The organism is Stenotrophomonas maltophilia, assembly GCF_013464485.1.
GTDB lineage: Bacteria > Pseudomonadota > Gammaproteobacteria > Xanthomonadales > Xanthomonadaceae > Stenotrophomonas > Stenotrophomonas maltophilia_AW.
In genome coordinates this window covers 65,378-90,449 of record NZ_RAUX01000005.1, presented here as the reverse complement: position 1 = coordinate 90,449, position 25,072 = coordinate 65,378, and the positions used below count along the sequence as shown (strand labels likewise).

Genomic DNA, 25,072 nt, shown 5'->3' with positions numbered 1-25,072 from the left:
CTGTCACGCGATCGGCAATCGGTTTGACTTCTTGCCCTTGTGTGTGCTATGGCTTGCAACGGGGCAGGGTTTCTTACTCTTTTTCCCTGCCTCATTAAGCCCCCGAGCTGCAGGCCTCCTCCCCCGGTCGTTCGGGGGCTTTTTTTAGCTCGCTTGCGCTTTCCTGAAAATCCACTACCCCTGAAAGCATCTATCTACCTTTCTGGGAGGAAAGCATGCAACCGCGCTTTACCATCGCCGTCGTTCTGGCTTGCCTGACACTGGCTGGGTGTTCGACCGTTCAACCCAAACCCAAGCCCAGCAGCCCCTGGGTTTTCCAAACCCCGAAGCCGCACGGCGCCATTTACCGATTCTTCCATCCGAAAAACGAACGGATGTGGAAGGGGGTTTCCCCAGCGCTGCGGGAAAAGGTGGAAGCCGTCCAGGCCCAGCTGGCCGCGGAAGGGTTTGATGTGCGGCCCGTGGAAGGGTATCGAAGCCCCGAGCGCCAGGCGGCCCTGCTTGCCTCCGGGTCTGGCGTGACCAGCGTTGGGGCATTCTCCAGCTGCCACAACTTCGGACTGGCCTTGGATGCCGCCGTGTTCATCAATGGGGAGCCCAGCTGGAACTTGGACGATGCCCATGTGATGGCCGGCTATCAACGCTTTGGGGAGCTGGCGGAGATCGTGGGGCTGAACTGGGGCGGCCGATGGACCAGCCCGAAAGACTATCCGCACGTCGAGCTGAAAGCCGAGTGCGGCCAAGCCAAGTGGGCCTACCGGCAGGGGCGCAAGCCGGGCGCGTTTCCTTCGGTGACCGGGGAGCCCTCTTCGGAAGTGCTGGCCCGTGCGCTGGCACCGGCTTGGTGCCCTGCGGGGATGGAAACGGCGTGCTTGGCCTGGGGCAATGAAAACCGGATGGCCTGGAACTGGTTCGCGCCGGCACGGGTTTGCTTTGCGACCTTTCCTAACACCTTGAAAAAGATCGGATGATCACCTTGCGGAAATGAAATCGCCTGCTATGGATGAAGTATCAATCCATACTCGGGAGGGTTTTCATGTCTTCGCTTCGCGCATCCATCTTAACGGCTTTGATGGGGGCCTCGTTGTTTGCCTCCCCATCGTTTGCTCAAACCGCCACGGGAACCGGGGCCACGGCTTCGGAACCCAACTCGACGGCGACCGGGGAATACGCCCAAGCCTCAGCCCCGAATGCCACTGCAACGGGGGCCTATGCCAATGCCTCCGGGAACGGGGCCATCGCCACGGGCGTTCAAGCCAACGCCTCCGCAGACAACGCGGTGGCGTCGGGCACGAATGCCCAAGCGTCCGGTGCGAACTCCATTGCGACGGGCCAAGCCGCGAATGCCGCGGCAGCGAGGACTGTTGCCATCGGCACTTTGAGTTTTGCTGGTGGCGAAGATGCGGTAGCCGTTGGACAACAAGCCGTCGCGACCGGTGTTAAATCGTTGGCTCAAGGGGTGCAGGCGCAAGCCAGTGGGGATCTTTCCATGTCCTTTGGCTATTCCAGCCGTTCGCGGGGCAATGCATCGATTGCTCAAGGCCACTTGGCAGAGGCAAACGCTGACCATGCCGTCGCCATAGGCACCTCTGCCGTTGCCGATGCATTTCAGTCACTTGCGTTAGGCGTTGGGGCTGAAGCACGCGGGCAAGACTGCGTTGCCCTGGGCTCACATAGCCGCTGCTGGGCCAGTGACGAAGTCAGCGTGGGATCCACGTATGAGGACGGGGGCCAGAGCACCCGCCGAATCACGAACGTTCGAGCCGGCACCTCAGACACCGACGTCGCAAACCTCGGACAGGTCCGTCAGGCGGCCCAAGCGCTGGGCGGCGGTGCCACGTTCGTCAACGGCAACTTTATCGCGCCCATCTATCAGTTCCGCAGCGGTGCCACGCATCAAACCGTGGGAGCCGCATTGGACGATCTGGACGGACGCGTGACTTCGCTCGAGCAAAACCCAGGCAGCGGCTCTGGCACGCCAGGCCCGCGCGGCGCGGATGGGTTGAGCGCTTACGAGGTGGCCTTGGCCAACGGCTTCCAAGGGAATGAACAAGATTGGCTGGCAAGCCTGAAAGGGGAGCCAGGGGTCCAAGGGCCTGCCGGCACCGATGGGGTGGATGGAACCGCCGGGACCGGCGCGGGCTGGACTGTAAGGGCGGGCAAGAACGTCGAGGTGACCGACAACACGGACGGCACCCAAACCGTGGCGGTCAGCGACAACGTGCAGTTGTCCGAGCAGGGCTCTGTCCAGGTCGGCCAGACCACGGTCAACGCCCAAGGCGTGACGATTCAAGGCGGCCCTTCGGTGACGACTGCGGGCGTCAACGCGGGCAATCAGCGCGTGACCAGCGTGGCTCCGGGGCGCATCGAACGCGGGTCCACGGATGCTGTGAACGGTGGGCAGGTCTACGAAATGCAGCAGGTGTGGGATGACCGCTGGGTCGATACGGACCGCCGCCTTCGGCACCAGGATCGCCGCATCAACGGCTTGGGCGCGCAACTCGGCGCGATGAGCCAGATGGCCACCGCTGCGGCGCAGAACGGGGGCACGGCCGTTGGCCAGGTGAACCTGAACGTGGGCGTGGGATTCTCGGGGGGCAGTGCTGCAATGGCCGTGGGCTGGGGTGCTCGGGTGTCTGAAAAGGTCAGCGTCTCGGCGGGCCTGTCCTTCGGCTCTGGCAACAAGCCGGTAGCCGGCTTCGGGTTGAGCATCAACTTGGGGCGCTAAACGATTGCGTGGTGGAAAAGGAGGTGATCGTATCTCGGCAAGGGCCCTTCGGGGCCCTTGTTCGTGCCATGGCTTGACGAATCGGTTCTTTCTTTTATGGGTATGTAGGTATACCCATCGATGGAGGACCCTTGAACTGGAAACGCAATCAGAAATACCTGCCCCGCCCACGCCATCTCTACGGGTTGTTCTTTGACAACGGGTGCTGCTACGTGGGGCAGACCGTCGATTTAAAGCAACGCGAGCAGCAGCACCGCAGTGCTCGTGGGGGCTGGCAGGGACGCCGATTCTCGTTCGTCCCGCTGTCGAGCATGACGGGCACCCAGGCCGATGCCGAGGCTCACGAATACGCGTGGCGCTACAAGGCCTTTCAGAAAGGCTGGCGGATCTACAGCAAGCCACCGGGCATTCTTATTCGCGATCCCAGCAGGCGCACCACGGGTTACATGAAGTCCTTGGCGGCGGGGTATGCGTGGCCCGAGGCGGTTCCGCGCCGCTCGGCGGGGGCTCCGTCGTCCCTGGCTTGGGGGTTCTTCAAATGGCTGTTCCTCTACCCCTTCCTTTTCGGCGTGGCGGTGATGGTGCTGCAGGCTGTGGTCATGGCCGCCCTGTAAAGCAAGGGCCCCGGCGGAAGCCGCGGGCTGCCCTGCCGCACCCTCCATGCGCTTTTGACGTTGCTTTGGTGTCAAAAAGAACGCGGCCAGTGGCCGCGCCTCAAAGCAAAAGCGGTGTGGAGAGAAAAGCACATGGGCGGCATGGCCGCCCAGCCTGCTGCTCACAACGAGAAGCCCTGCCTGTGTTTCGGGGACTGCGCTGGCAGCTTGGGAGAGGCCTTTCGCGCCCGCCGCAACGGCTCCAGCACTTCCAGCAGCCAACGGGCCTTGCGCTCGCCCTCGCTCATCTGCGGTTTTGGGCGTTCCGCGTGCTCCTTCAGCAGTGCGTCGAGCTTGCCCTGGATGCGCGTTCGCTGAGCGGCTGGGCGTTGAGTGTTGGGGCGTGCAACCGCCCCAAGGCCCTGGACAACCGGCCGTTGCGGATCGTCTTTCAGTCCCGCGTCGAGCACGGTCTCTTTGAGGCGTTCCAGCCCCAGGCGTTCGCTCAACCGCTCCACGTCATCGGACGTCGCATACATGCGGTAGGAACCCTTCGTGAGTCGGGTGTAGGCCACCAGGGCGCTGTGGGCGTCGAGCATGCCCAGGTTCGCCAGGTGGTAGATCTCCCGCTTACCTTGGCCCTGGCTCTTGTGAACCGTCCCGGCATAGGAATGCGTCAGTGCTTTCATTTCGAAGCTGTTGAACGTCAATCGCCGGCCATCGGCCTTGGTCTCCGAGCGAATGGAAACGCTGATGTCGTAGCCGCCCGCCCTTGAGGGCTTGATGTTCTCCACCACCGCCTGCGTGCCATTGATGACCCCCAGGTCCTTGTTCTTCGCGGTGAAGACGATCTGATCGCCTTTGGACAACGCCAAGTCGAACTTGCGCCCCTTGTCCCGGGCCTCGATCACCACTTCGTCCTGGCCCAGCTCTCCCCGTTCTTTCAACCCAGCCCGGATGCCCGCATTGAGCGCGGCCACGTCTGCACGGGTGTGGGCGATGACCAACTTCTCCTGCATCGGGGTTGGGTCTTCGAAGTATTCGTGCAGCAAGCGCTCGCGGGAGTCCTTCTCCGTGGCCGTTTCGCGGATGGTGCCGAGCAACCGGGCCTTGATTTCGTTGCCCTTGTCGAGGGTCTGCGCCCGGGAACGGCTGGCCTTTTTCAGATCGATGATCTGGCCGCTTTCGTCCGTGGCGTAGAACGACAACGCGGTTTCTCGGTCTTCCTGTTTGCCCTGGCGTCGGATCTCCGTGAGTTTGGCATCACCCACCGCGCTCTTGGTCAACTGAAAGCCGGACCCAGCTCCGATGGGCTGAAGCTGTTCCACGTCGCCCTGCATGATGACCTTCGCCCCCGCCTTGGCGGCGTAGCTGAAAAGCTTGTGGGTGTTGCGCGCATCGACCATGCCTGCCTCATCCACCACAATGACGTCCGTCTTGCGGAACTGCATCTTTCCTTTGTCCAGGTCATGGAGCATCTGCGCCATGCTCACGCTGGACATGCCGCTTTCCGCCTCCAGCTTCTCGGCCGCGGCGTTGGAAACGCAGACGCCCAGCAACTCGAATCCTTGGGTTTCGTAAGCTGCCCGAAAACACTCACTGATCGTCGTTTTACCGGTTCCGGCGAGCCCAGAAAGATTGACCACGCCCCCGCTGCCCTGGGTGATGTGGTCCAACGCGTGGCGCTGCTCCTGGGAGAGTTGAAAGCCCTTGGCCTTCTCGTAGTCTTTCACCACCCGGTCCACGTCGGCCAGGGGCACGTGGTGATGGGTTTCCTTGGCTCGGTCAATCGCGAAGGCCACCACCTCCTGCTCGATCTGGAGCATCCACGGGGCGCAGTAGCGCTCCTGGGTATGCCGCCTTGCCAGCGAGTCGCCCTTGTCGTCGTCGTGCAGGCGCATGGGGTTGACCAGCACCAGGCCGTGCTCCTTCTTGAACGCTTCAACCAAGCCGTAGAGCTCTGGCACGGTCACGCTGCCGGCGTATTCCTGGCCCAAGACCTCCAAGAGGTTGTGGTCGCAGAAGATGGCGTCGGTCTCATGGAGCCGCTCCAGCAGTTCTGCCGGGGATTTTTGCTCCATTTCGTGCGCGTTGCCCTTGGCCTGCTTCAGGCTTTCCGTGGATACGTCGAAGCCTTTCAGCGTGTCCTGCCAGTGCGCGATGAGCTCCTGGTAAGGCGGCTCGTCCTTGTCTTTGCGCGTGGCCAACGTGGCCTGCTGATTAGACACGTTGTGCTTGGCCGCGTAAGCGAGGATTTCCTTGCGGCGGTTGCCATAGCGATCCGTCACCTCCTCGTCCAGGCCCGCGATCCGCGCGTAGACGCGCCCGGTTTCCTGGCCGTCGTCGTCCAGTTCACGGATGCGGTCCACCCCATAGCCCAGCGCCTTCATGCCCTGGTAGAGCTCGGTCTTGTAGACCTCATCCATGGCTTTGCGGTAGCGGTAGATTTCTTCAGCAGAGAGGCTGGCCTCTTTGCCGTCGTTGCCCAAGGAAAGGTTGTAGAGCAGGTTGTGGGTGTGGAGGTTCGGGCCCATCTCCCCGGTCGCTTCGTCGGCTCGTGAGGCGTAGTGGTGATGGCTGCTCCAGATCAACCCATCCACCCCAATGACGTCTTTCCCGGCCTTGTTGCGCCGGGTTTCGGACATGGCTTCGAAGGCTTCCATCGCCCGCTGGACCGCGTTGCGGTGCGCGGCATGAATGGCCTCTTGCTCTGCCGGATCGGACGCCAGTGCAAACGCCACGGAGATATCCAGCGGTGCGCTGATTGTCAGGTCAAAGCCGATGCGATGCCCACCGGCCAGATACGTGACCACCTTGCCGTCTTTGTCGCGCAACGGGGCCTTGCCGGTCTTATCAAAGCGGACTTTGACCTGTCCGCGATCCCCGGCTCCGTGGCATAGCGCTCGACCGGTCTTGGGGTCAAATCCATCCGTCAGCGGAATCATCAGCTCTTCCGTGGCGCGGACGCCTGCCAGACCCAGGTGCTGGGCCAAGCCGCCGTAGAACTTCGATTGCGCCTCTTTGCTCGGCGCGGAGCGGCTGTAGTAGCCAACGGCCATGCTTGCCTGCTCGGCTTCTTCAGAGAGCTTTTCCTGGGCCAAGAGGTAGTAAATCGACGCAGAACCACCCTTGGTTCCCCCGGCGTTTCGCTTCAGCAGTGTGGTGTTGATCATGAGTTCTCCAGGTCCTGGCTATCCCTTCAGATCTACCAAAACCCTGCGACTCCACAACCCCACTACTTGCGGAAGATGGCTTCCAGCTCGTCGTCAGAAACGGCGCGAAGTTTCGGCGGAGTGGCACCCCGCTTCTCCAGCTCTGCGGCGGCTTGGTCTGCGGTCATCTTGAGCACGCGCTGGACCTCTGCGGCGCTTTGCGCGTCGCTCTGCGGCATGGGTTTCTGCTCCACCGGGCGAGCGCCCTCCTCTGTCCAACTCGCCCGTTCCTGCCCATCTCGAACCTTGGGATAGCTCACGCCTGGCCAGTCCAGCAGAAGCGGATCCCCGGTGGTCTGGACGATGGCTCGGATGCCCCAGCGCTCGGGGCCGTAGGCCTTCCCTTTGCGGAAGCCTAGATCGTCGGTGAGGCGCCCTGGCGGAACAACGGATTTCGACTCCTCGTGGACAGTCGCCTTGTCGTCGTGCGTGCGCCAAGCCACCGTCCGCTTGCCCAGGTTCCGGGAGATCTTCTCTCGGGTCTCGCCGACCTGAAGCTGGCAAATGATGTGTGTGCCAACCAACCCAGAAAACGCCTGCGCGGTCTTGTCTCCGTAGACCTTCTCGACCTGTGACCAGTCTTGGACGGCCATACAAGCCACTACGCCTTTCGACCGGCCCAGGGCCAGCAACGGCTCGATGTTGAGCTTGCCGGCGGAGGTGAGCTCATCGAAGAAGAACCCCAGGAGTCGCCCGGCCTCGTCATCCGGCAGGCTTGGCGAAATGATCTCGGGCACCGCGCAGTTGATCATCGCGCTGATGTAACTGCGCGCCAGCACCTCATCCGGACCCGATTGCACAATGACCTGTTTTCGCCCCGTGTAATCGTCCTTGATCCAATCCAACATGGAGAACATGCGGTCTGACTTACGCTCCGGCCACGCCAAGGCCAGGCGCTCAATGACCGCGGTGCCGTTGGCAAGCACGGCCATACAGCTGCTGGTGGTGTTGCTGTCGGGGTTGGCAATGAGCGCGGCGGCGCGGGGATAGTGGATTGAAAGCGCTCTAGCCATCGGTTCAGCGGGACGGGCAACCAACGCGGCCAACTCTGCCCACCCCCAGCTCTTGCCCTTCGTGGCCTGGAGTTCGCGCACGCACCCTTCCAGCAAGGCTTGCGCCGCAGACGCCCAGAATGCGCCGCTGCCCTCCTCCGGGGGGATGATGCTTTGGGAGAATGCGGCGGCTTGGGTTTGCGTCGCCACGTCACGGCCCACGTCCCAGATCCAACTGCGTTTGTCGAAGGGGCAGACGATGACCGGGTGCTTAAAAATGGACGTAAAGTCCCCTTTGATGTCGTAGATGAAACTTTTCTTTTTGAGACGGACCGTTTGCTCCAGCAGGTGCTTGAGGATGACGCTCTTACCGCTGCCCACGCTGCCGTAGATGAACATGTGCCGGGCCAGCAGCTTCTTGCTTGCGATCCAGTCGGGATGCAGCGACAAGGCATGCAGCTCGTCTTCCTGCTCTTTCTTCGTGAGCGAACGACGCCGGGCTTCAGTCAGGGCCTCTTTCCCCTGTAGCAGTTGAGCGCCGGACACATGCCAAGTATTTGAGCGCGGGATGAGCCCCCGACGCGTTACCCAAGCCGACGCCCACCCGGCCAAGCCCGCCGCAACGCCGACCCGTGCCAATGTGCCAAACGTAGCCTGCTCCTTGGCCACCTCCCAGAACGCCGCGGCAGGCTCTCGGAAGGAGATGGTGCCGGTGGCAAGGTTCCCCATCGCTGCCAGGCTGCCAGTCAGTGCCTGGCTGTAGTTCATGAGGGTGTGACTGCTGGGCACCTGCCAGCCCAACCAAAGCGCGGCCGGATACGTCAGGGCAGCGATGACCGAACCGGAGAGCAACGCCTGGGGCCAACAACGCACCTCGCGGCTCGGCTCGATGCTCGACGGGACCGTCCAGCTCCAGCAGTCATAGACCGAAGGCTTGCCCATGCTCCCTCTCCCTCACCCGATGCACGTCCCCCGGTTTGCGGCCGGCGCTGTCCAGCTGCCCAGGGTCCGCGCCTGCGGCCATGAGCTCCAGGCAGCACTGCGCGCGTTTGTGTTGGGCCGCCACATGCAGGGGGGTCTCCCCGCGGGGATTCCCCAAGGCGGGGTCCGCGCCGGCCTCAATCAACCGACGAACGATGCCGGGGTGGCCGTGGCGCGCGGCGAGGTGTAGCGGCGTCTCGCCGTTGGCGTCGGGCACATTGGGCTCGGCCTGCATGCGCAAACAGGCCTCAACCCCCTCCAGGTTCCCAGTCGTTGCGTTCTCGCAAAGCCACGTCTGCCAAGGGGCTCCGTATAGCCCCAAGTGCGGGGCGTGCGCATGGGCTGCTGCCAGCACCTGGCTACCATGCATGGTGTTCAGCGCTTCTCCATAGGTCGCCTTGACGTGGTCCGCCGCCAACCGGGCTTGGGCATCGGGGACCTCAAACCGCCGGAGCAGTTGGGCGATGTCCAGAGGCGGCTGAGACGGCACCGGCAGTTCAGGCAGGACTCGGAGGGCCTGGAGCTGCTTCGCTGCGGAACGGTTCGACTGGACCTGGTCGATGGATTCCCTCAGCTCTCTCAACAGCCCCTCCCGCTGCTCGGCCGGGAGCAAGGCGTAAGCGGTGGCCAGGGGCTTGTGGCCCAGCACGCCGGCATGGATGGCTGCGTCGAGCGGGAGAGCGGACAGGTCCGGATCGACCTGAAGCAACGCGGCGTGGCCGCCCTGCCCCAGCTCCAGGGAAATGCGGTTGGAGAAACGGCTGGGGGTCAGCACCCAGTCAAAGCCCGCGTCGGTCTGGGTGTCCAACCCGGAAACCTGGGCTTCTCGGCAAAACCGCGTGGCCAGGTCCAACACTTCCCGCGCATCGGCGCCCGCGGCGGCCTCGTGATGCTTCCCGTAGAACTGGGCCAGCGTCAGGGGGTGCAGAATGGGATGAAGCAACGGCTCGTGGGGACGATTCAAGAAATCGCCCCCACCTGGGTTGCCTGCTGGATTGTCGTGTTGGGGTTCCATCCCCTTTGCATACCGTCTTTTTCGGTTTTGGCAATCAGCAAGCGATCTTGAGGATGAAAGCCGCGCCAACCAAAACCCCGGTTTGTAGGAAAAGCGAAACGGTGTGCAGATCCATCTGCTCCAAATCCCCCCTCAACCAGGCCATCAAGCCAGCAACCCTGCCACGTTGGCGGCCACGTAGCTCACCACCGAAAACGAAAGCAAGGTGATCAGCAGGTTCCCCACGTTGTCCACGGCGAACTCGTAAGCATCGGCAAAAATATACATAAGGGCCTCCCCCGGTTGTGTTTGACTGATTACAGTCAACCACATCCCATAAAACTGGCAACCCTAAAAATCTCGATTGATCGACACTTTTGATGTTTAGTCAAACCTTTTTTTCTCTCTTCCCCAGATGATCAACCCCCACCCCGCTTCTTGCTTTGAGCCGCTTTTTCCGTTTGCTTTTATGGGTAGATCGATCCACTCACAAACAAGGGAACGTGCCCAACAAAAAGGGCCCCGAAGGGCCCTGGATGCGACACGGGGAATGGACCGTCATTGACGGTAGATGTTCTTCTGGACTTGGGCCTCGTGCTTGTCCCAGTCGAAGCCCGCCTCATAGCGCTTCATGAAGTCCGCTTCCTTCTTCGCGCTGGCGGCGTAGTGCGCGTAGCCCAACTTACCAGGCCCCATGGTTTGCTGCCGCTGGGCCGCAGTCAGCATGGGGATGTTTTCCCCCAAGGATTGCCCTCCGTCCTTCTGCTGGCGCTTCTGTCGCCATTCGTCCACGGTGCTGAACACCACTTGGGCGTGCTTGTCTTTGGGCGCGTCTTCAGCGCGCTGCTGCACCTGTGCGTGCAACCGCTCACGCGCGTCGGTGATCTCGTCGGGCTTGGCTTGCTTGGCCCAGTCCAACACGGCTTGTTGCTTCTCCTGGATATCGGCCTGGTCCTTCGCCAGCGACTGGTCGAAGGCTGCTTTCTTCTGCGGTTGGTGGTCGTTTGGACGCTCTCCGGCCAGCTTGGCTCGCCGTTTATCGCGAGCGCCCAGCAGGTCGTTCAAGGCATCGAGGTGGGTATTACTCATAAAGTCCTCCTTCAAGGAAATGGGTGGTTGGGTCAGCATTGATCGATTTTGGGAAAGGGCAAGGGTTGCCTTGCCCTTTTTGGGCTCAGTCGTTGGGCATCATCTCGGCCAAGTCCGTGCGGCTCACGCCTGCCCGGCAGAGCGAGACAATCGCATTGCCGCGTGCAGCGGTCAGGGCCGGGTATTCCTCTTCCAGGAAGAGCGGCAGGACCTCCCGCTTGCCCCCTGTGGGCATGTCGATGTCCCGTGCCAGCTCCTCTTGGCCCACCGTGTCTTCAGCCCCGACGCGCCATTTGCGCCCCGTCGCCGGATCCACGCGAAGCGCGCTCAAGCGGCCTGCGCCCTGCATCAGCATTTGCTCGTAGGCCGCTGCGTAGGGGTGGTTCGGGTCGTTGAGAACGCTGTGGCGGAAGTTGGTCAAGCCACCCGAGAAATCGATGCCACGCGTCGGCTCCTTGAAGGTGGTCAACTGAGCCTTGCCCAGCCGCTTCATCAAGTAGTTGCGTGTGACAAACGAGTGGTTGAGCGCGATGACCGATTGCATGGTGTTGGCCAGCAAATCGGCTTCGTTCTCCGACCCGTAGGTGTTGATAAGGCTGTCGTGGCCCTGCACCGCGATCACCGGCATCAACCCCAGGCTTCGGGAGGTGCTGAAGAGCAGCACGTCGTCCGAAGTCAGCAGCAAATGCGCCTCGTCCATCATCAGCAGCACGTCGGTTTGGCCCGGCAGCATTTCGCGCCACTTGTCGCCGTGCGCCCCGCGTGCCCGAATGCCGTTCATGACACGCTGCTTGAGCAACCGCTGCATCATGTCGCCCGCTTCGCCGAACTGGGTGGGGGGCAGGAACAAGCCCACGAACTTCCCGTAAAGCGCCTGAGAGACGTCCACTTCCCCACGTTCGACGGAATGCCACGGGATGTCATCTGCCGTCCGGAGCTTTTCACCCCGAAGCAGTTTTTCGATGAGCCCCCGCGAGTTCAACGTGAAGGACTGGCGCTGCTCTTTATGCATTGCAGGAACGCCCAGCAATGCCCATTCCAGCGAGCTTTGCAGCTGGGACATGGGACGCAGCAAGTCGGGATGGACGGTCTCGGACCGGGTGGCCAAGCGGTTGTGGTAGTCCCGGGAGTAGGCGGCATAGGCCTCCCGCTCTTCGTCAGTGCTAGACGTATCCGGGCGCTCCAACCCCAACCAGTTCACCAACTCCAGCACGCGAGCGCTGGCAATCTCCCCGCCACGCGGCGTCGGCACCACCTGCTCAACCATCGCCAACAGCTTGGCATGGTGGAATGGGGTGTAGAACCAGTTCCGGGAAGCCTCCGCCACAATCGCGTAAGTGCCCATTTGCTCTTCCACGCGAGCCAGCGCCGCTTCCAGGTCTTCCAACCCCAAGCCACGCTTCTCCAACTCCTCCCGCTCCAGCAGCATCATCAACCGGGCGTGCTCCAACCCTTCCAGCTTGGCGATGCAGAAGTCTCGGTAGGCCTGCTCGTGCTCGCATGCGGCCTTCAGGATGATGCCGGTGTGGAAGAGGAAAGCGTCGCCGCCATCGCTCCAGAGCTTGGACTTCTCATCAACCTTGCCGCCGGTCGCGCCGCGAAGGGCCTTGGTGATTTGATCCGGCTCCAGGCCCTCGTAGGGGGCCACCGACATGCCTGCGCGCACGACGATATCAAACGCGTCCTTGCCCAGATCGGAGATGATCGCGCCGTCCTTCGCGTCGAGGATGAGTGCTCCACCCCCGCTGCGCTTCGCATCAAGAACGGTCTCGCCCGCGGCGCTCCCCTTCAGTTCATTCCGCAGTCCTACGGCTAATGCGGACTCGCGATAGCGACGGGCCAACGGCCGCAGCACGCTGAAGGACTTGCCCGAACCGATACGCCCGTAGACGATCAGGCCTTGGGTCAGGTCGCGCCAGGACAGCATCATCACCGTGCCCTTGTCCGGCGCAAAGCCATGGCCGCGGTCGTTCAGGTGACCAGACGCTCGACCCACCTTCAAAAGCGGGGTCTTGTCGCGCAACGCTTCGGCAGCCTGCTGCTCGCGGGCCTTCACGTGGGACTTGGACAGGGCACCCTGGGTCGCCAGGTTGTTGTCCAGGTTTTGCAGGTAGAGGCGAGCGGCCGTTTGAACGAAGTTGCCTTCCGTGAACTGCAAGGCATACATGGCCGCGATCACAAACGCCACGGCCACGCCCATCCCGTCCGGGAGAAGGGAGCCAATCCCCACCAGGGCCAAGATCACCACCATCCACTTCATCAACTGAATGAAGCGCTCGGCGGTCCCCCCCAGCACGCCCCGGTGGGGATGCGAGGCCGCACTCAGGAAGGCCGCAAACAACAGCAGGCCAGGAATGGTCAAGATCAGAAGAACGATGCCCGCCATTTTGGCAAAGCCCGCAGCGACCGCCATCATCCCCGCTCCCGTGTTCATCGGGTCAACCGCTGCTTGCCCCATGCTGGCCGCGTCCACGTGGAGCGCGGACGACAACGCCGCCGAAGCGGTTGCAATCAGCACGGGCAGCACCATCAGGGCCAGGCCCTTGAAGGCTTCCTTCATCCCTTCCGCTTGCTTCAACGCAACAAAGTAAGGAATCGCGGCCAGCAGCGCCACGTAACTAAAAGCGCCAATGAGCGAGCCCAAGAAGTATTGAACCGCACCGATCAGCGGGAAGGCCAGATACATCAGCGAGGTTGCAGTGCTGTCGCCGCCCAGCGCCATGTCGTCCCCCAGCACGAAGCCTTCGGCACGACGTCCTTCCTTGGTGATGATCATGCGGGCCTGGGTGTTGCGCAGATCCTCCGGAACCTTCGGCCACCACGGATGGAACTGGTCCAGATCCAGTTCTTCGGGCACAACCAGTGCCATCTCTTTCTCGTCGAAAACCGCGCCCGCTTGGACCGCCATATCTACATCCTCTGGGGGAACGTCCAGCACGCGGCTCTTCACGCGGTCGCTCACGTCAAAGCGCCCGACCAAGTTTTCGTAGCGGTCATTGCCGTCCAGAATGATTTGCTCCAGCGTGCTCGACGCTTGATCGTCCTTCTTGAACAGCTTGCGGCCAATACCGACCGTCCAATCCATCAGCGATAGCAACATGCTCAGTGCCTCCCGTTGTTGTTGTTGTTGGTTTGAGATAGCGCCTGACACGCCACGATTTCCTGAGGCGTGATGGTGCCGCTCGTCCATTTCTTTTTGCACTCGTTCAACGACAACGAGGGCGCGAGTTGGATCGCCGCCGGCGAAGGGCGTGTTCCTTTCACTTTGTTGACGACCAATGCCCCAAAGCAAAGGGCCACGCACGCGGCCGAGGTGACAAGAAAGCCGGCTTTGGACACATGTTTTTCGCTGGCGTGCCGAACCTGGCTGGCGCGCAGGGCGTCCATCCTCCAGGCATCAAAGTCCTCATCGTTTGCCACCGGCATCTTCCGGTCCGCCCGCAGGTAGTAATACGAGGTCAGGACGTTCTCTCGGCAATCGGAGAGCCCAAATCTTTCTGGGTTACCAATGAAAAATCGCCCATGCAGGTTGAGCCACTTCGATCCGAAGTGGAGCTTTCCGGGCTTTCGATACTGCGTAAACAACCACCCAAACATTTTTCCTCCCATCTTTCATGGATACACATTCTTTCTAGCAAGGCTTTCGATAAGCGCAAGCACCTCACCTGATCTTTTCTGCCCACGCGTCGATATCGCTGTTGGCTTGGTCCTGCCAATCGTTTTTCGGCTCGGGTTTAGCAACAGGCTTGGGGGCCGGCTTGGGCTTTGCAGCTGGTTTCGAAACCGGCACCGGCTTTGACGCCGGGGCAGTTGCCGGGGTCTGGGCCTTAGGTGGCTCTGCCAGCACCGGGGCTTCCACAACCGGGGCAGCGACCGCGGCCTTCTCTTCCACCGGGGCAGTCACGGGCTTGGGCTCCTCGACCTGGGGCGGCGCGGATACAACCGGAGCAACTGGCACGGCGACGGGGGCCGGGGCAGTCACTGCTGCAGCCGGTTTGTCTTGGAGCGGAACGGTTTCGCTGGAGCGGTGAGTGGTCCACCACGCCAACGCCCCACCCAGCACAAGGACGGCCACGCCCGACCCAGCCAGAAGTTGCCAGCCCTTCTTGTTGCTGGCCTTCGCCGACGCCTCACCGGCCGGATTGGCCTTGAGGGCTTCCGGTTTCACCGGGGCCCGGGTCGACGTCGCCTTGGGGGCCGGTGCCGGGGCTTGAGCTGACTTGCTCGGTTCGGGGTTCGGAACAGACGGGGCCACCAGCTCGGCCGGCACTGGAGCGGCAGGCGTTGCGTCCACGGCTTCACTGACGGCAGGCGCAGGAGCGCTGACCGGCTCTTTGATGACAGGCGCGGGGCCTGCTTCTGGTTCTGCTGTCGGCTCGGGAACCACCTCCTCAACAACCGGCTCGGGCGCTTCGGGAGCGGAATCGGTTTGAACGGGCTCGGGCTCAACCACCCGCGGCTCGGGCTGGGCAGTCGCTTCTTGCTCGGCCAACGCCTGGGCGCGCTCGACTTCCAGGCGCGCGTTCTCTGCGGCTTCGGCTTCCTTGCGCGCCTTGGCCTCTTCCGCACGCCGGGCCAACGCTTCTTGCGCCTCTCGCCCCTTCTCAGCGGCGACCGAGGCCGCTTGCTTGGTTTTGTCTGCCAAGGCTTTGCCAAAACTTGCAGCCAGCCGGCCTGCGGTTTTCAAGTTTTCTTTTGTCGCATCGCTGACGAGCTTCTCCGCGTCCGTGGGGGCGGTGGTCTTGGCTTGTGCTGCTTTGGCGAGCAGCTCGCGCTGCTTGCGTTGTTTGATGAGTTCTTCGGGTGTCATGGTTCCTCCCAGGCGCTTGAAAAAGATTTGAGCCAGGGGGCTTTCGCCCCCCAGCTCTCGGTTGGCTTAGCGAACGTCGGGGATCGGCGAAACCGTGATGGCGTAATCGCCCCGGCCGCACTGGTCATCGACCGTGGCGTTCTGAAGCGCACCGCGCTTTGCCAGCTCAACGACCGGCACCTGGCACACGGCGGCATCGGCACCACTGAAGCCAACCGTCAGCTTTTCTTTGCTCGCCTTGAGCAACGCGGCCAGCTTGTCCAGCGTGGCGCCGGTCTTGGCACTCACCGGCTGCATGTCAGCGGCCGGGTAACGGATGACCAGCTTGTCCAGGGCTTCGGCCTGGCCGTCCTTGGTTTCGACGGTCTTGGTATGCACCTGAGCATCCAGGCCAGCTGCCTTGGCTTCGGCTTCCAGTTCGCGGAACTCCTTGAGCTGGGCTTGATAGGACGCAATGCCTCCGACAATCGCCCCAGCAGCGCACACCGTCAGGGCCTTGTCTTTCTTGCCGGTCAGCAGGGCGATGCCTGCACCGGCAGCGCAGCCAATCCCGCCGGCCTTGAACAGGCGCAGCTTGTTGGTCTTTTGGGGTTCGGGCCGGGTGCTGTCCTGGGCAAACGAAAGCCCCGGAGCCAGCAACGCGGCGATGGTGAGAGTGAGGATGAAACGCTTCATGGGTATGCCTCCTTATGAGGTAGTGGGGAAAGGGTTAGAGTTTTGGAGGCAGGAACGCCGAGGTAGCAGCAGAAGCTCGACTGGGTTCGGCAGCCGGTTGCTTGGAGAGGGTTTCGGCGTCGGGTTCTTGCTGCGCCAGGAACTGGGAAAACGCTTGAAGGGTTTTCACCACCAGTTCTTCATTGGCCTGGAGCGCCGCGCTCTGCTCTGCTCGCAAGTCCGCCAGCGCGCTTTCTAGGGCAAGGGCATTCCGCGTTTCGGATTCGCGGACCGTGGCTCGGATGTCGCCCAACGCATCGGACGCTTCAAGCCCCTGAACCACGCCCCGGTTTTTCTCCAGGACCGCCAGGCGCAAATACTTGTTCAAGGAAACGCCTTGTTCTTTCGCGCAATACCGCGCGCTCTCCAACTCATCGGGAGCGATGCTGAAAGATTTGGTTAGAAGCGACGGACGACCCACTTAACCCCCTGCAATGAAAATCCACACCCATGGATTAGCAAAGGATTTAAGAAGCGCAAGTGGGCTAAGCCGTTTTTCTTCTGTTTTTCTGGGGTTCCGGCCATTTTTCAGCCGAACGGTTGGCCAAGTTGTTAGCCAAGACTGAAAACAAGGCGCAGCAAGGCCTGGACGGGTGGAAAGGCGCAGCGTTTCTAGCCAAGCCGGAAAAACACTTCAGTGCGACTTGTGTATGGCCTACTCCCTTCACCCTTCGGAAAACCTTGAACGGTGAATGGGCAGCCAACCTCTTCCCCCGCAGTCCTCCCCAAGTTTTTGCTCCCCCGCTCTTGCCCTTCCGCTTTTCCCCGGTAGAAGTTAAGTAAAGCCCCAATCCTCAACCCAACCGGAGCCCCCTATGCCCCTCACTCCCGCCACGCCCAGCCGCTCAAAAAAGTTTTCGCCAGCCCCCGCAGCCTCCCTCCCCACCCAGCCAGCTCCCCACCTCCCCACCGACTCCGCACCCCTTGCCTTAGAAATCCGGGACCGCCGTTTTCCCCACTCCCGCGACCTGTCCCTGTCCGTTTTAGTCAAGCGGAGGCCAGCATGGGATCGCGTGAGTGGTTGGGTTCAGTCACGCTGCCCGGGTGTTCCGAAAGCCCTGTCTCCATCCGTTTTAGTCAACTCTGCTTGGGGGTTTGGATGGTCGAGTGCGGGGGTTCTCGCGCTCGGTTCGCATACCCTGGAAACACTGACCCCATCCGTTTTAGTCAAGCCGTCTGACCTTGCCCTCGTTCGCTGTCCCCCGGCCTTCGATCAGCGGCTGGGGGTCCAGTGCTGGGCTGGGAATAGATCGGGCAAGCAGGTTATGGGTTTGGGATCGGCGGTAGCTGGGGAGGTTCGACAGGCTCGGCATAGCGTTTTAGTCAAATCTTTTTCAGGCTCCTGCAACGCCCCACTGCCCCCGTTCTGCGATCCAGGTGCTCGGCCTACGCAGAACGGCTGGGGGGTGTTCCGTGCGTGAGCTGACCCCCTTCTTGGATGCCATTGCCCGAGCCGATGCCCCGCTGGAAGGCAAGGCCAACGGGTGGCAACGCAAGGCTGTTTTGGCCGAGTTCGGCAGCGCCTGCGCCTTCTGCTCCGCTCCACTGGACCTGTCCTCTCCCAAGTCTTGGACGGCTACGCCACTGGTCCCCGCGCAACTGGGAGGGCCAGCTTCCGTTGTCGAAAACTGGGTGCCTGCCTGCCGTCCCTGCGCTGCTGCCAAGGGCCTGCGCGATGTGGTGAGCTGGTCCGAATGGCGAGCGAAGGCAGACCCTGACCGGGTGGCCCTGCTGCTGGAGCGTCGGCGCTCTGCGTTGCTCTACGCTGAAAACCACTTCACGCCCCTATCGCGTCACTCCAAGCGTGAGCGGCTGCTCTCCCACCTGTTGGCGCGTTTCGCCAGGCCCCGCTTCCAGGTCTATGCGTGGTCGGGTGAGGTGGATGGGGAGAGGGTGTGCATGGTGGGCTGGAACTCCCGGTCAGGCGATGCCTTGGCACTGAGCGAGACCCTGCTGGCGTTACGAATGAGGGACGGGGGCGAGGTGCTGTCAGAGGGCCAGACGACCCTTCTGCGGCTTCCGGTGGACGCGTTCCTGGGGGCCGTGTGGGCGCTCATTGAGGCCCATGGGATCGTCGTGCCGCTTGAGGTGCCGGGCGATGGCCAGGTGGACGATGACGACTGGCGGGAGTGCTGGCGCCACCGTGTGATGGACCCGGTGAGCAACCACAAGCGCGTCCCGATGACCGGCGGTCCGGCCCTGCCTCATGCCCCCCGCGTGCTGTCCACGAACCCGGATTCGGTTCGCCGGCTGGCCCAGCTGCAGGCCGCCAAGCGTGCTGACCGGGTGGAGGAGGCGGAGCTGCTGTATCGCGAGGCGATGGCCCGAAAGAGCAAATACCTGGAGCGTGTCAGACGCGGCTTGGAGGCCCCGATGCCGCTGGACGAATACCGGGCGTGGAGCGATGAGGTGAGGCAGCTGGGCGTGGACTGGGCTCGGATGGTCACCGAGAGCCGGGAGCAGTAGTCACTGCCCCCGGACTGGTCAGACATGCAACGTGTTTTCGAAAATGTCGGATTCGGGGTCCGTTTCAATGGTCGTGCTGCCATCCGCCTGGACCGTTACTGTCACCGTGACGTCTGGGTTCTTATGCTCGGCAACATAGACACCAGGCTTGCCTGGCACGGGCTTGAGATCTGAGGGAGTGATGAGGATTCCGTGCATGATAGGGTCCATGCCCTGCTCAATATCTCTCTCGTCATCGCTGTAAACCGGGACATCGATCTTCGCTTCACCCTTCAGCATGTTCACTTCCTTTCCGTGGTGTGGTCTCGCGAGTATCCACGTTCTGGAACCACCCTGCATAGGGCGAGTTTTTCACCAGGCACCGGTTCCAGTCCCTCTCCCCATCGGTCCACCACACCGGGCCACGTTCGCCCAAGCCTGTTTTCGCGCTGTCCACGGCGCGCCGCGCGGCGGCGAGTGCTTCCCCATCCTGGTTGGCTTCTGCTGACTTCACGGCACGCCGGGCGTCCATCAGCTCGTGGACCAGGCGCTCCCTCTCCGGCTCACTGAGGCCTGGGTTGGTGGTTCGCCAGAGGCGCCCGCGGACGATGAGGTAACGGCCGTCTGGGGTGGTAAGGGGATCCATGGGGAGGAGCGTATGGGGTGGGCGGTGACGGGGGAGCAGACAAAAGAAAGGCGGCACCCTGGCCGCCCTCCTCTCTTCGCACCCGCACTTAGGCCTCGTTATCAACAACCGCTGCGACAGCCTCGTTCGCAGCTAGCTTGTTGTAGAGCGGGAAGGTGGATTGGCCCACGCGATCCCACTCCGTGGGGTTCTTCAAGAGACGGTTCAAAGCCTTAGAGACGATTGACGCGCTCGCTCCAGAGCGTTGCATCCACTCACTCAAGTTGCGCTGAAAATGGCCTTTCCGCATGTCGGCTTTGATCTGCGAATGGCGCGTGGAGTGGACCACCATTCCCACAACAAGCGCAGCCTTCGACAAGTCTTGCTTACTCACGTTAGATTTTTGGATATTCATGATGTTTACCTTTTATTTTAGGTCAGCGGTATTGCCTCCCCACGAATCCAGATTACGACAGACCCCAAAAATGCAAACCCGAAAACAACACATTTATTTGACTAAAGTGTAAATATGACGGGCGAAAAGCAGATTTAAATAACCTTTGAACCGGCTCACATTTCAACGTCCCAGCAAGGCGCAGGCCTGGCGGAAGCCACGGCCCTTCCCGCCTTTTCTACCAAGACTCGGCGGCGAGCAGCCGCCGGCTCTTTGCTCTGGCCGCTTTTGCTCTTAAAACAACGCGGCCCCGGGCCGCGCCTGAAAAGCCCCCTCCGGGGAGGTTAGGACATGGGCCGGGGCTTCCGCCCCAGCCACCGCTCTACCTTCCCACGAATCCGAAAACCCAGCCCTCAGCAAAGGGGCACCTGCCCCTTTTCATCCCAACCCTTCCCAACCCCCGGGCATAAAAAAGGCGACCCTTGAGCCGCCGTTTCCCCTCCCCCTTGGCTCCCCGACTCACCGGCTCTGCTCCAGGCACCGATCCACCAGTTGCCGCATCGCCTCGCCCAGCGAGATCCCCGCCGTTCGGGCATCCCGCACCAGGCCCTCGGCCACCTCTTCGCTCACCTTCGGGTCCGGCAAAATCGCGCCGTAACGCTTCCCATCCGGCCCATGCTTGGCACGGACTCGGGGCGCGAACGGCTGGCGGATGTCGGCATGAGCGGCCACCAGGGCAGCCAATGCACCGCTGGCCGTGCCCCCCCGTTGGCGAGCCAGAGCCCGGAACTGGGCGGCCTTGTCCGCGGCGATACGCACTGTGGGCAACCGGCGCGGGGCCGGTTGCTTGGGAGAAATGGCGTAGGACCTAGGCACTGAACTGCTCGGCTTGGACGGCTGGGATGAGCTTCTCGATTTCTGCTAGGCGAGTCAGCAGGCGGCTGCGCTCCTGTTCCAGCTCGTCGCGGTTGATGCTCGGCACTCCCTGCTCGATGCTGATCCACTCTTTACCTTTCGCTACCAGCCTGCGAGCAACAACACCCGGGAAGTCCCGGATCAGAACAACGGCGTGCCCGTTCTTAACCTTAGTGGTCCAGTTCTTGACCGATCCGCCCGAGGTGAAGCCCCCCTCGATGATCACGATACCCGGGGACAGGGTGGCGCCACTGTCGCGCCCACGCGCACGGGCAATGGATCGACCGCAAACGGTGATGGGGCCACAAGAGCTATCGTCATCTGCATCCAGGGTCACGCGGACCGTGCAGGTGTCAGTCGTGATGCCGTCACAACCGTAGTTCTCCATCAGCGCCTCACGAACGCGCTTCTCGTTGTGAATGTCGAATACCCACTGCCCATTAACGAACTTCCCGCTGAAGTCCTCTTTGGCTTCCTTAACGAAATCCGCGTTCCAAGGCGAACGGACATAGATAAAGCCACCCTCAACAACAACAGTAACATCACTCATAAGAACCTCGATTCAAAAGGGACGGCGGTATTGCCCCCCCTACAAATCCAAGTTACGACAGGCCAGAAAAATGTAAACCCGAAAACAACACATTTATTTGACTAAAGTGTAGAACTGACGGGCAACCACAGAAAACACGAAACCCTGAAACTCCTCACATTTCCAGCCAAGCGCCGGGCCCGGCGGAAGCCGAGGCCCACCCCGCCTTTTCTCCACGTCGCTTTTGCTCTAGCCGCCTTTGACGTTGCCTTCCTCTTCAAGAGCTCAAAAGAACTCGGCGGCACCGCGCCCTAAAGGCGTCCTCCAGGAAAGTGAATGGGACTTGGCCCAAGGTTCCACCAAGGCCGCCGCTTCATTCCCACACCCCCATACACCATGCATAAAAAGGCGACATTGGACCGCCGTCTTACCCTCACCCTCCAGTTCCGCGCCACATTGGCTCTGCTTCAGAAAGCGGTCTATCAACCGCCTCTTCGCCCCGCCCAGCCCGATCCCGCCGGCCCTTCAATGCCTGGCTAGCTGGATGCCTATCCCAGCAGCTCGACCGAAGCCAAAAAATGCCGCAGCTGCGTGGTCGATTAGCAGGTGTGCTTAGGCGTCGACCGACCAAGTCCGGCGAACGTGTGCGTTGACGCGCCCGTCGAAAGCTCCTCTCCTGGCGTCTTAACGCTAGGCGCCATCAACGGTTCGGCTAAGATTGAACGCATCACCCTTTTGAGATGGAGATTGGATGGACAGCAAACAGGAAGCGAAGTTCGAACAGGTGCTTCTCGAAGCTGTGGACCAAGCCAAGGCATTCAACTATCACCCAAACCGATTCGTAGCGATGATCCGCAGCAAGGGACCGTTTCAAACGGTAAAGGACATCGTCGCGAGCGCTAAGCCCTCTGACGGGTTCAACGAGCTGCTGCTCGCGGGCCGAATGGACCTGACCTGTGAGGCCATCATCGTGCAGACCGAATGGCGCACGTTCTTCGATGAAGATCTTCTGGCGATCGCAGAACGGCGGCTCACTGCGCATGGCTACGCTTGGACGAGGTTCGCGGGGTGACAGACCGCGATTGCTCCGGCATTGCTTGGGGCTGGTTTGTCCCTCCGGAGGGCATCTGGGAACTACTCGGCTCTCGGGGAAAGCCTAGTCCAGACATGGGACCACCGGGCTATGTTCCACTGAATCAACCGAGCATCTGCCCTGCCCTACTTTTTCAATCCCAACCAAGTCAGCACCACCGCCGAAGCAACGGCCAACAGAAGTCCTACGGCGGCCTTGCCTAGGTTGTCCGCCAGCCAAGAACCCAATCTCCGATAGAGACTGTCTTCCCCAGGCGGCGCTTGGATGTAGCGCGAGGTGACATCATCGCCCTCCTCTTCCAAATCTTCGTCGCCCCAAGCGAAGCGCCCCAGGAACACCACTCCGCCACCTCGGTTGAGCTCATCTGTATTGCGGCGACTCGCCTCTGCCAGCGCCTCCAAAGTGGGCGCGGCGGCGTCGACAGTGGCTCGTATAGTGGTCCAAGTGATGTCCCGCGTTTGGACAACCGAGTTGTCCGGCAGCAACACCGGCTTCCCCTGCTTGTATGGCCTGACAAAGCGCCGCTTTAGCTCAGCCGCCGTCAAATCGGTGAACAAGGCCCTCTTTTTGTCACTTCCCTTGAGCAACACGATGACGTGGTGGAAGCATCCGCCGCTTTGGATTTCAGCCATGGACTAACGAGCCCTCCTGGCTTGGCCTACGAGTGCCTTCCGGACCTGCTTCCGCACCGGATCCAGGTCGTCGGTCGCCGTCGCCACCACCAAGCGCCGCTTGCTCCTTTTTAGTTCCTGGCAGGCCCAGGACGCCAAGGCGATGATCGCAGTGGTGATCACCGGGCTCTCTTCTCCCGTCAAATCCTGGAGCTGATCGCGGAGCTTGGGCGGCACGGTCACCATCGTTCTCTCGGTCCTGACGCCCTGGGCGTCTCGATAGTCAAACATCTGGCTACCACGCCCCACTTCGAGATACACCTTCTTCCCCGACCGGATAAAGGGCTGCTCTTCGCTGTAGTCGAAATAGGTCTTGCGCCCAGGCGCGTCCCCTGCAGCCACCATCAGCTCTGCCAGCTGCTCCTCGGAAAACTGGTCCAGATCAATGAGCGGCGCATACGTGCGTTGCGGCTTGGCGTGGACCACTTTCGCGGCTTTGGACAGGTCTTTGCGGGCTTTGGCAACGGCGTTCTTGGCGGGGGTCTTCTTGGCAGCCATGAGGTCCGGCAGGGGCAGCATTGGGAGCTCCATCATGCCTGCCCCCGGCCCGGGTTGGCCAACCTTTTTTGGATAGCCTGACCTACCCGCAAAATGTCTTCTCGGGCCTTGTCCACCCCAGCTCCTCGCATGGAGAACACGGTTTCCCCCAGTTCGTAATAGCTGGCCAGTGCTGCGCGTTCGGGAATGACGATGGCGCCTGCCAGGCTGGGATCTTCCAGCCGGCGGCGGTGCTCCGCCCGCTTGAGGTTGACCCGATTGGCGACCGGCAGGAAGGGCTTGCCCTGACGTCGCAGCGTGTCGATGGTCCGCAGGTAGACGACGTAACTGCCCCCGTCGAGCAGCGTTGGGACGATGTAGAGGTCCGCGTCCGGCAGCTGGTCTTTCACTGGGGCGCTGGGCGGCAGGTCTTGAATCTCCAGGTCGAAGCCTGGGGATGAGGCACGGCTCACGGTGAACGGCGTTTCCCCGTCGCTCATCGCTGACCACGCCACGGAACCGCATTGCGGGTCGCGGTCGTTGACGAGCACGCGGGATTGGCCGGCAAACGCGGCGGCGAGGTTGAGCGAGAGCGTGGTGCGCCCCACACCCCCTTTGAAGCAACAGACAACGAGACGCATGAGATGGGCTCCTTTTATGGGTAGGTCGTGCAACACACTACGATGCAAACCTATTCCCGCAAGAGCCATGCAGCGAGGGGGTTTCAGCGGTGCAGACGTCTTACGTTCAGCGACCCTGGGGCCCGGCGGAAGCCGTGGCCCACCCTGCCGTTGTCTCCACCCCGCCTTTCGGCGGCGAGTAGCCGCCGGCACGCGCTTCAAACCTCTTCAGCGACCGGTTGCTGAGTCTTGATGAACGCTGGGTGGTAGCGGTGAAGGTGGGTGTTCATCAAATCTGCGGTATGGCGTGCGAACCATGCCTGCATGGCCGGGCAAAGAACGCCCCCGCAGACCTCCGCCAGCGTTCGGCCTTCGTCCACCCGGCGCCGCTCCAGCTTCCCGGTGTGCCCCCGTCGCACCACGAACCGCTCCCCGATCTGAACCAGCGGATTGGCCCCGGCGTCCATAAGCGCCTCAATCATTGCCGCATAACGCGTCGCCAGGACCGGGTCCGACTGGATGGCCTTGGAATACATGAGGGAGGCGACGGCCAACGCAGTGATGCCAGGATCGCCGGCCACGCCAGCGTCGAGGTCGGACGTTCCCTTGAGTGTGTGGAGCCACCCATAGAAGGCCAGCGGGTCGTTGGTTTGGATGGCCCTGATGAGGCTTTCGGTCCCGGCACTCATTGCCCACCTCCCAGAACCCCGATGAGCACCAGGGCCACCAGCACGTAGAACGGCACCAGCACGATGCTCCACCACGCCTTCGAAACCTCTTGCAGCACGCTTCCTTGGCGATGCTCCGCCGGCAGTTGATAGAAGCGCATCAGGGCGCGCCCGGCGGAGATGGGGTTGGCGACCAGGTCCCGGTAGAACACCGCGGTGCTCAGGACACCGACAAACAGCAGGGCCATGTTCAAAATGCTCATACGAAGCGCTCCTCTTCCTTCTTCCAACGCCGCTCATGGCGGGCGCGGGTGGCCAAGCGCTGGATCCTGCGGTGCTTGTCGGCCAGCTGATTGAGGCCATTGGTGCGGTCCAGGAACCGCGCGGCGGTGTGGAGTTGGAAATGCGCCAGGTCAGTGCTGGCAGGCTCGACGGGATGAATCTTCATGTCGTCACTCTCTTTTTGTGGATAGGTCGGCTTACCCACTAAACCGCTCCTACACCACGATCCAACCACATCAC

General features: G+C 61.9%; 26 protein-coding genes. 5 read left to right on the top strand and 21 right to left on the bottom strand.

The window, feature by feature from the left end; translation table 11 throughout:
* Positions 1-215 precede the first annotated feature (215 nt).
* From D7Y61_RS02880 to D7Y61_RS02870, 3 genes are all read left to right on the top strand, one after another.
* Positions 216-971 carry a M15 family metallopeptidase gene (locus D7Y61_RS02880; protein ID WP_053091888.1) on the top strand — a complete coding sequence of 252 codons (756 nt, stop codon included), beginning with the start codon at positions 216-218 and terminating at the stop codon, positions 969-971.
* A gap of 65 nt (positions 972-1,036) precedes the next feature.
* On the top strand, positions 1,037-2,728 hold the full coding sequence (locus D7Y61_RS02875; protein ID WP_160314184.1) for a YadA-like family protein: 1,692 nt from the start codon (positions 1,037-1,039) through the stop codon (positions 2,726-2,728).
* Positions 2,729-2,859: 131 nt separating this feature from the next.
* Positions 2,860-3,342 carry a GIY-YIG nuclease family protein gene (locus D7Y61_RS02870; protein ID WP_053090785.1) on the top strand — a complete coding sequence of 161 codons (483 nt, stop codon included), beginning with the start codon at positions 2,860-2,862 and terminating at the stop codon, positions 3,340-3,342.
* Between the two features lie 161 nt (positions 3,343-3,503).
* On the opposite strand, the gene mobF is transcribed toward D7Y61_RS02870, so the two are convergent.
* From mobF to D7Y61_RS02825, 10 genes are all read right to left on the bottom strand, one after another.
* Positions 3,504-6,494 (bottom strand): MobF family relaxase, encoded by a 2,991-nt coding sequence (mobF, locus tag D7Y61_RS02865; protein WP_049446842.1) that lies wholly within the window; start codon positions 6,492-6,494, stop codon positions 3,504-3,506.
* A 62-nt stretch (positions 6,495-6,556) separates the two neighbouring features.
* A complete protein-coding gene (locus tag D7Y61_RS02860; RefSeq protein WP_049451907.1) occupies positions 6,557-8,467 on the bottom strand; it encodes a type IV secretion system DNA-binding domain-containing protein in 1,911 nt (636 codons plus the stop codon).
* On the bottom strand, positions 8,445-9,521 hold the full coding sequence (locus tag D7Y61_RS02855) for an ankyrin repeat domain-containing protein (RefSeq protein WP_180864884.1): 1,077 nt from the start codon (positions 9,519-9,521) through the stop codon (positions 8,445-8,447). Before D7Y61_RS02855 ends, D7Y61_RS02860 begins: the two co-directional genes overlap by 23 nt.
* A gap of 144 nt (positions 9,522-9,665) precedes the next feature.
* The gene (locus tag D7Y61_RS22545) at positions 9,666-9,788 is read right to left on the bottom strand and encodes a hypothetical protein (RefSeq protein WP_255313069.1); all 123 of its coding nucleotides are present in this window, start codon (positions 9,786-9,788) and stop codon (positions 9,666-9,668) included.
* A 270-nt stretch (positions 9,789-10,058) separates the two neighbouring features.
* Positions 10,059-10,589 carry a hypothetical protein gene (locus D7Y61_RS02850; RefSeq protein WP_180864883.1) on the bottom strand — a complete coding sequence of 177 codons (531 nt, stop codon included), beginning with the start codon at positions 10,587-10,589 and terminating at the stop codon, positions 10,059-10,061.
* 85 nt (positions 10,590-10,674) lie between these two features.
* Positions 10,675-13,689: a TraM recognition domain-containing protein gene (locus tag D7Y61_RS02845; RefSeq protein ID WP_180864882.1), complete on the bottom strand. Its 3,015-nt coding sequence runs from the start codon at positions 13,687-13,689 to the stop codon at positions 10,675-10,677.
* Positions 13,690-13,691: 2 nt separating this feature from the next.
* Positions 13,692-14,186 (bottom strand): hypothetical protein, encoded by a 495-nt coding sequence (locus D7Y61_RS02840; protein WP_064968313.1) that lies wholly within the window; start codon positions 14,184-14,186, stop codon positions 13,692-13,694.
* A 64-nt stretch (positions 14,187-14,250) separates the two neighbouring features.
* Positions 14,251-15,399, bottom strand: a complete 1,149-nt coding sequence (locus D7Y61_RS02835; RefSeq protein WP_049419281.1) for a hypothetical protein — start codon at positions 15,397-15,399, stop codon at positions 14,251-14,253.
* Positions 15,400-15,465: 66 nt separating this feature from the next.
* Positions 15,466-16,074 carry a hypothetical protein gene (locus D7Y61_RS02830; protein WP_049419283.1) on the bottom strand — a complete coding sequence of 203 codons (609 nt, stop codon included), beginning with the start codon at positions 16,072-16,074 and terminating at the stop codon, positions 15,466-15,468.
* Between the two features lie 34 nt (positions 16,075-16,108).
* Complete coding sequence (locus D7Y61_RS02825; RefSeq protein ID WP_130519073.1) at positions 16,109-16,441, bottom strand: hypothetical protein; 333 nt, start codon at positions 16,439-16,441, stop codon at positions 16,109-16,111.
* A 1,085-nt stretch (positions 16,442-17,526) separates the two neighbouring features.
* Between D7Y61_RS02825 and D7Y61_RS02820 the strand changes: the two genes are divergently transcribed.
* Positions 17,527-18,579, top strand: a complete 1,053-nt coding sequence (locus D7Y61_RS02820; RefSeq protein WP_180864881.1) for a hypothetical protein — start codon at positions 17,527-17,529, stop codon at positions 18,577-18,579.
* An 18-nt stretch (positions 18,580-18,597) separates the two neighbouring features.
* Here the strand turns inward: D7Y61_RS02820 and D7Y61_RS02815 are convergent, their stop codons facing one another.
* The 5 genes from D7Y61_RS02815 to D7Y61_RS02795 all read right to left on the bottom strand — a co-directional run bounded on the left by D7Y61_RS02815 (position 18,598) and on the right by D7Y61_RS02795 (position 21,042).
* Positions 18,598-18,858: a hypothetical protein gene (locus tag D7Y61_RS02815; RefSeq protein ID WP_099470322.1), complete on the bottom strand. Its 261-nt coding sequence runs from the start codon at positions 18,856-18,858 to the stop codon at positions 18,598-18,600.
* Positions 18,845-19,204: a hypothetical protein gene (locus tag D7Y61_RS02810; protein ID WP_180864880.1), complete on the bottom strand. Its 360-nt coding sequence runs from the start codon at positions 19,202-19,204 to the stop codon at positions 18,845-18,847. Before D7Y61_RS02810 ends, D7Y61_RS02815 begins: the two co-directional genes overlap by 14 nt.
* A gap of 88 nt (positions 19,205-19,292) precedes the next feature.
* Positions 19,293-19,598, bottom strand: a complete 306-nt coding sequence (locus tag D7Y61_RS02805; RefSeq protein WP_100468052.1) for a hypothetical protein — start codon at positions 19,596-19,598, stop codon at positions 19,293-19,295.
* A 498-nt stretch (positions 19,599-20,096) separates the two neighbouring features.
* Positions 20,097-20,396 carry a hypothetical protein gene (locus tag D7Y61_RS02800; RefSeq protein WP_100468051.1) on the bottom strand — a complete coding sequence of 100 codons (300 nt, stop codon included), beginning with the start codon at positions 20,394-20,396 and terminating at the stop codon, positions 20,097-20,099.
* Positions 20,397-20,445: 49 nt separating this feature from the next.
* Positions 20,446-21,042: a hypothetical protein gene (locus tag D7Y61_RS02795; RefSeq protein ID WP_100468050.1), complete on the bottom strand. Its 597-nt coding sequence runs from the start codon at positions 21,040-21,042 to the stop codon at positions 20,446-20,448.
* Between the two features lie 730 nt (positions 21,043-21,772).
* Between D7Y61_RS02795 and D7Y61_RS02790 the strand changes: the two genes are divergently transcribed.
* On the top strand, positions 21,773-22,093 hold the full coding sequence (locus D7Y61_RS02790) for a hypothetical protein (protein WP_100468049.1): 321 nt from the start codon (positions 21,773-21,775) through the stop codon (positions 22,091-22,093).
* 146 nt (positions 22,094-22,239) lie between these two features.
* On the opposite strand, the gene D7Y61_RS02785 is transcribed toward D7Y61_RS02790, so the two are convergent.
* From D7Y61_RS02785 to D7Y61_RS02760, 6 genes are all read right to left on the bottom strand, one after another.
* Positions 22,240-22,746, bottom strand: a complete 507-nt coding sequence (locus tag D7Y61_RS02785) for a hypothetical protein (RefSeq protein ID WP_100468048.1) — start codon at positions 22,744-22,746, stop codon at positions 22,240-22,242.
* A gap of 3 nt (positions 22,747-22,749) precedes the next feature.
* Positions 22,750-23,304 carry a hypothetical protein gene (locus tag D7Y61_RS02780; protein ID WP_180864879.1) on the bottom strand — a complete coding sequence of 185 codons (555 nt, stop codon included), beginning with the start codon at positions 23,302-23,304 and terminating at the stop codon, positions 22,750-22,752.
* An 11-nt stretch (positions 23,305-23,315) separates the two neighbouring features.
* The gene (locus D7Y61_RS02775; RefSeq protein ID WP_139726875.1) at positions 23,316-23,903 is read right to left on the bottom strand and encodes a ParA family protein; all 588 of its coding nucleotides are present in this window, start codon (positions 23,901-23,903) and stop codon (positions 23,316-23,318) included.
* Positions 23,904-24,100: 197 nt separating this feature from the next.
* Complete coding sequence (locus D7Y61_RS02770; RefSeq protein ID WP_049419301.1) at positions 24,101-24,571, bottom strand: hypothetical protein; 471 nt, start codon at positions 24,569-24,571, stop codon at positions 24,101-24,103.
* Positions 24,568-24,813, bottom strand: a complete 246-nt coding sequence (locus D7Y61_RS02765) for a hypothetical protein (RefSeq protein WP_140222677.1) — start codon at positions 24,811-24,813, stop codon at positions 24,568-24,570. The genes D7Y61_RS02770 and D7Y61_RS02765 overlap by 4 nt, the downstream gene beginning before the upstream one ends.
* A complete protein-coding gene (locus D7Y61_RS02760) occupies positions 24,810-24,998 on the bottom strand; it encodes a hypothetical protein (RefSeq protein ID WP_031421735.1) in 189 nt (62 codons plus the stop codon). The genes D7Y61_RS02765 and D7Y61_RS02760 overlap by 4 nt, the downstream gene beginning before the upstream one ends.
* Positions 24,999-25,072 lie beyond the last annotated feature (74 nt).

Excerpts from the sequence above, each read along its gene's own strand:
- D7Y61_RS02775 (WP_139726875.1), bottom strand. The coding sequence starts at position 23,903 with ATGCGTCTCGTTGTCTGTTGCTTCAAAGGGGGTGTGGGGCGCACCACG.
- mobF (WP_049446842.1), bottom strand. The coding sequence starts at position 6,494 with ATGATCAACACCACACTGCTGAAGCGAAACGCCGGGGGAACCAAGGGT.
- D7Y61_RS02880 (WP_053091888.1), top strand. The coding sequence starts at position 216 with ATGCAACCGCGCTTTACCATCGCCGTCGTTCTGGCTTGCCTGACACTG.
- D7Y61_RS02770 (WP_049419301.1), bottom strand. The coding sequence starts at position 24,571 with ATGAGTGCCGGGACCGAAAGCCTCATCAGGGCCATCCAAACCAACGAC.
- D7Y61_RS02855 (WP_180864884.1), bottom strand. The coding sequence starts at position 9,521 with ATGGAACCCCAACACGACAATCCAGCAGGCAACCCAGGTGGGGGCGAT.
- D7Y61_RS02840 (WP_064968313.1), bottom strand. The coding sequence starts at position 14,186 with ATGTTTGGGTGGTTGTTTACGCAGTATCGAAAGCCCGGAAAGCTCCAC.
- D7Y61_RS02830 (WP_049419283.1), bottom strand. The coding sequence starts at position 16,074 with ATGAAGCGTTTCATCCTCACTCTCACCATCGCCGCGTTGCTGGCTCCG.
- D7Y61_RS02790 (WP_100468049.1), top strand. The coding sequence starts at position 21,773 with ATGGACAGCAAACAGGAAGCGAAGTTCGAACAGGTGCTTCTCGAAGCT.
- D7Y61_RS02810 (WP_180864880.1), bottom strand. The coding sequence starts at position 19,204 with ATGGATCCCCTTACCACCCCAGACGGCCGTTACCTCATCGTCCGCGGG.
- D7Y61_RS02795 (WP_100468050.1), bottom strand. The coding sequence starts at position 21,042 with ATGAGTGATGTTACTGTTGTTGTTGAGGGTGGCTTTATCTATGTCCGT.
- D7Y61_RS02815 (WP_099470322.1), bottom strand. The coding sequence starts at position 18,858 with ATGCTGAAGGGTGAAGCGAAGATCGATGTCCCGGTTTACAGCGATGAC.
- D7Y61_RS02805 (WP_100468052.1), bottom strand. The coding sequence starts at position 19,598 with ATGAATATCCAAAAATCTAACGTGAGTAAGCAAGACTTGTCGAAGGCT.
- D7Y61_RS02765 (WP_140222677.1), bottom strand. The coding sequence starts at position 24,813 with ATGAGCATTTTGAACATGGCCCTGCTGTTTGTCGGTGTCCTGAGCACC.
- D7Y61_RS02835 (WP_049419281.1), bottom strand. The coding sequence starts at position 15,399 with ATGACACCCGAAGAACTCATCAAACAACGCAAGCAGCGCGAGCTGCTC.
- D7Y61_RS02850 (WP_180864883.1), bottom strand. The coding sequence starts at position 10,589 with ATGAGTAATACCCACCTCGATGCCTTGAACGACCTGCTGGGCGCTCGC.
- D7Y61_RS02760 (WP_031421735.1), bottom strand. The coding sequence starts at position 24,998 with ATGAAGATTCATCCCGTCGAGCCTGCCAGCACTGACCTGGCGCATTTC.
- D7Y61_RS02785 (WP_100468048.1), bottom strand. The coding sequence starts at position 22,746 with ATGGCTGAAATCCAAAGCGGCGGATGCTTCCACCACGTCATCGTGTTG.
- D7Y61_RS02860 (WP_049451907.1), bottom strand. The coding sequence starts at position 8,467 with ATGGGCAAGCCTTCGGTCTATGACTGCTGGAGCTGGACGGTCCCGTCG.
- D7Y61_RS02845 (WP_180864882.1), bottom strand. The coding sequence starts at position 13,689 with ATGTTGCTATCGCTGATGGATTGGACGGTCGGTATTGGCCGCAAGCTG.
- D7Y61_RS02875 (WP_160314184.1), top strand. The coding sequence starts at position 1,037 with ATGTCTTCGCTTCGCGCATCCATCTTAACGGCTTTGATGGGGGCCTCG.
- D7Y61_RS02780 (WP_180864879.1), bottom strand. The coding sequence starts at position 23,304 with ATGCTGCCCCTGCCGGACCTCATGGCTGCCAAGAAGACCCCCGCCAAG.
- D7Y61_RS22545 (WP_255313069.1), bottom strand. The coding sequence starts at position 9,788 with ATGTATATTTTTGCCGATGCTTACGAGTTCGCCGTGGACAACGTGGGG.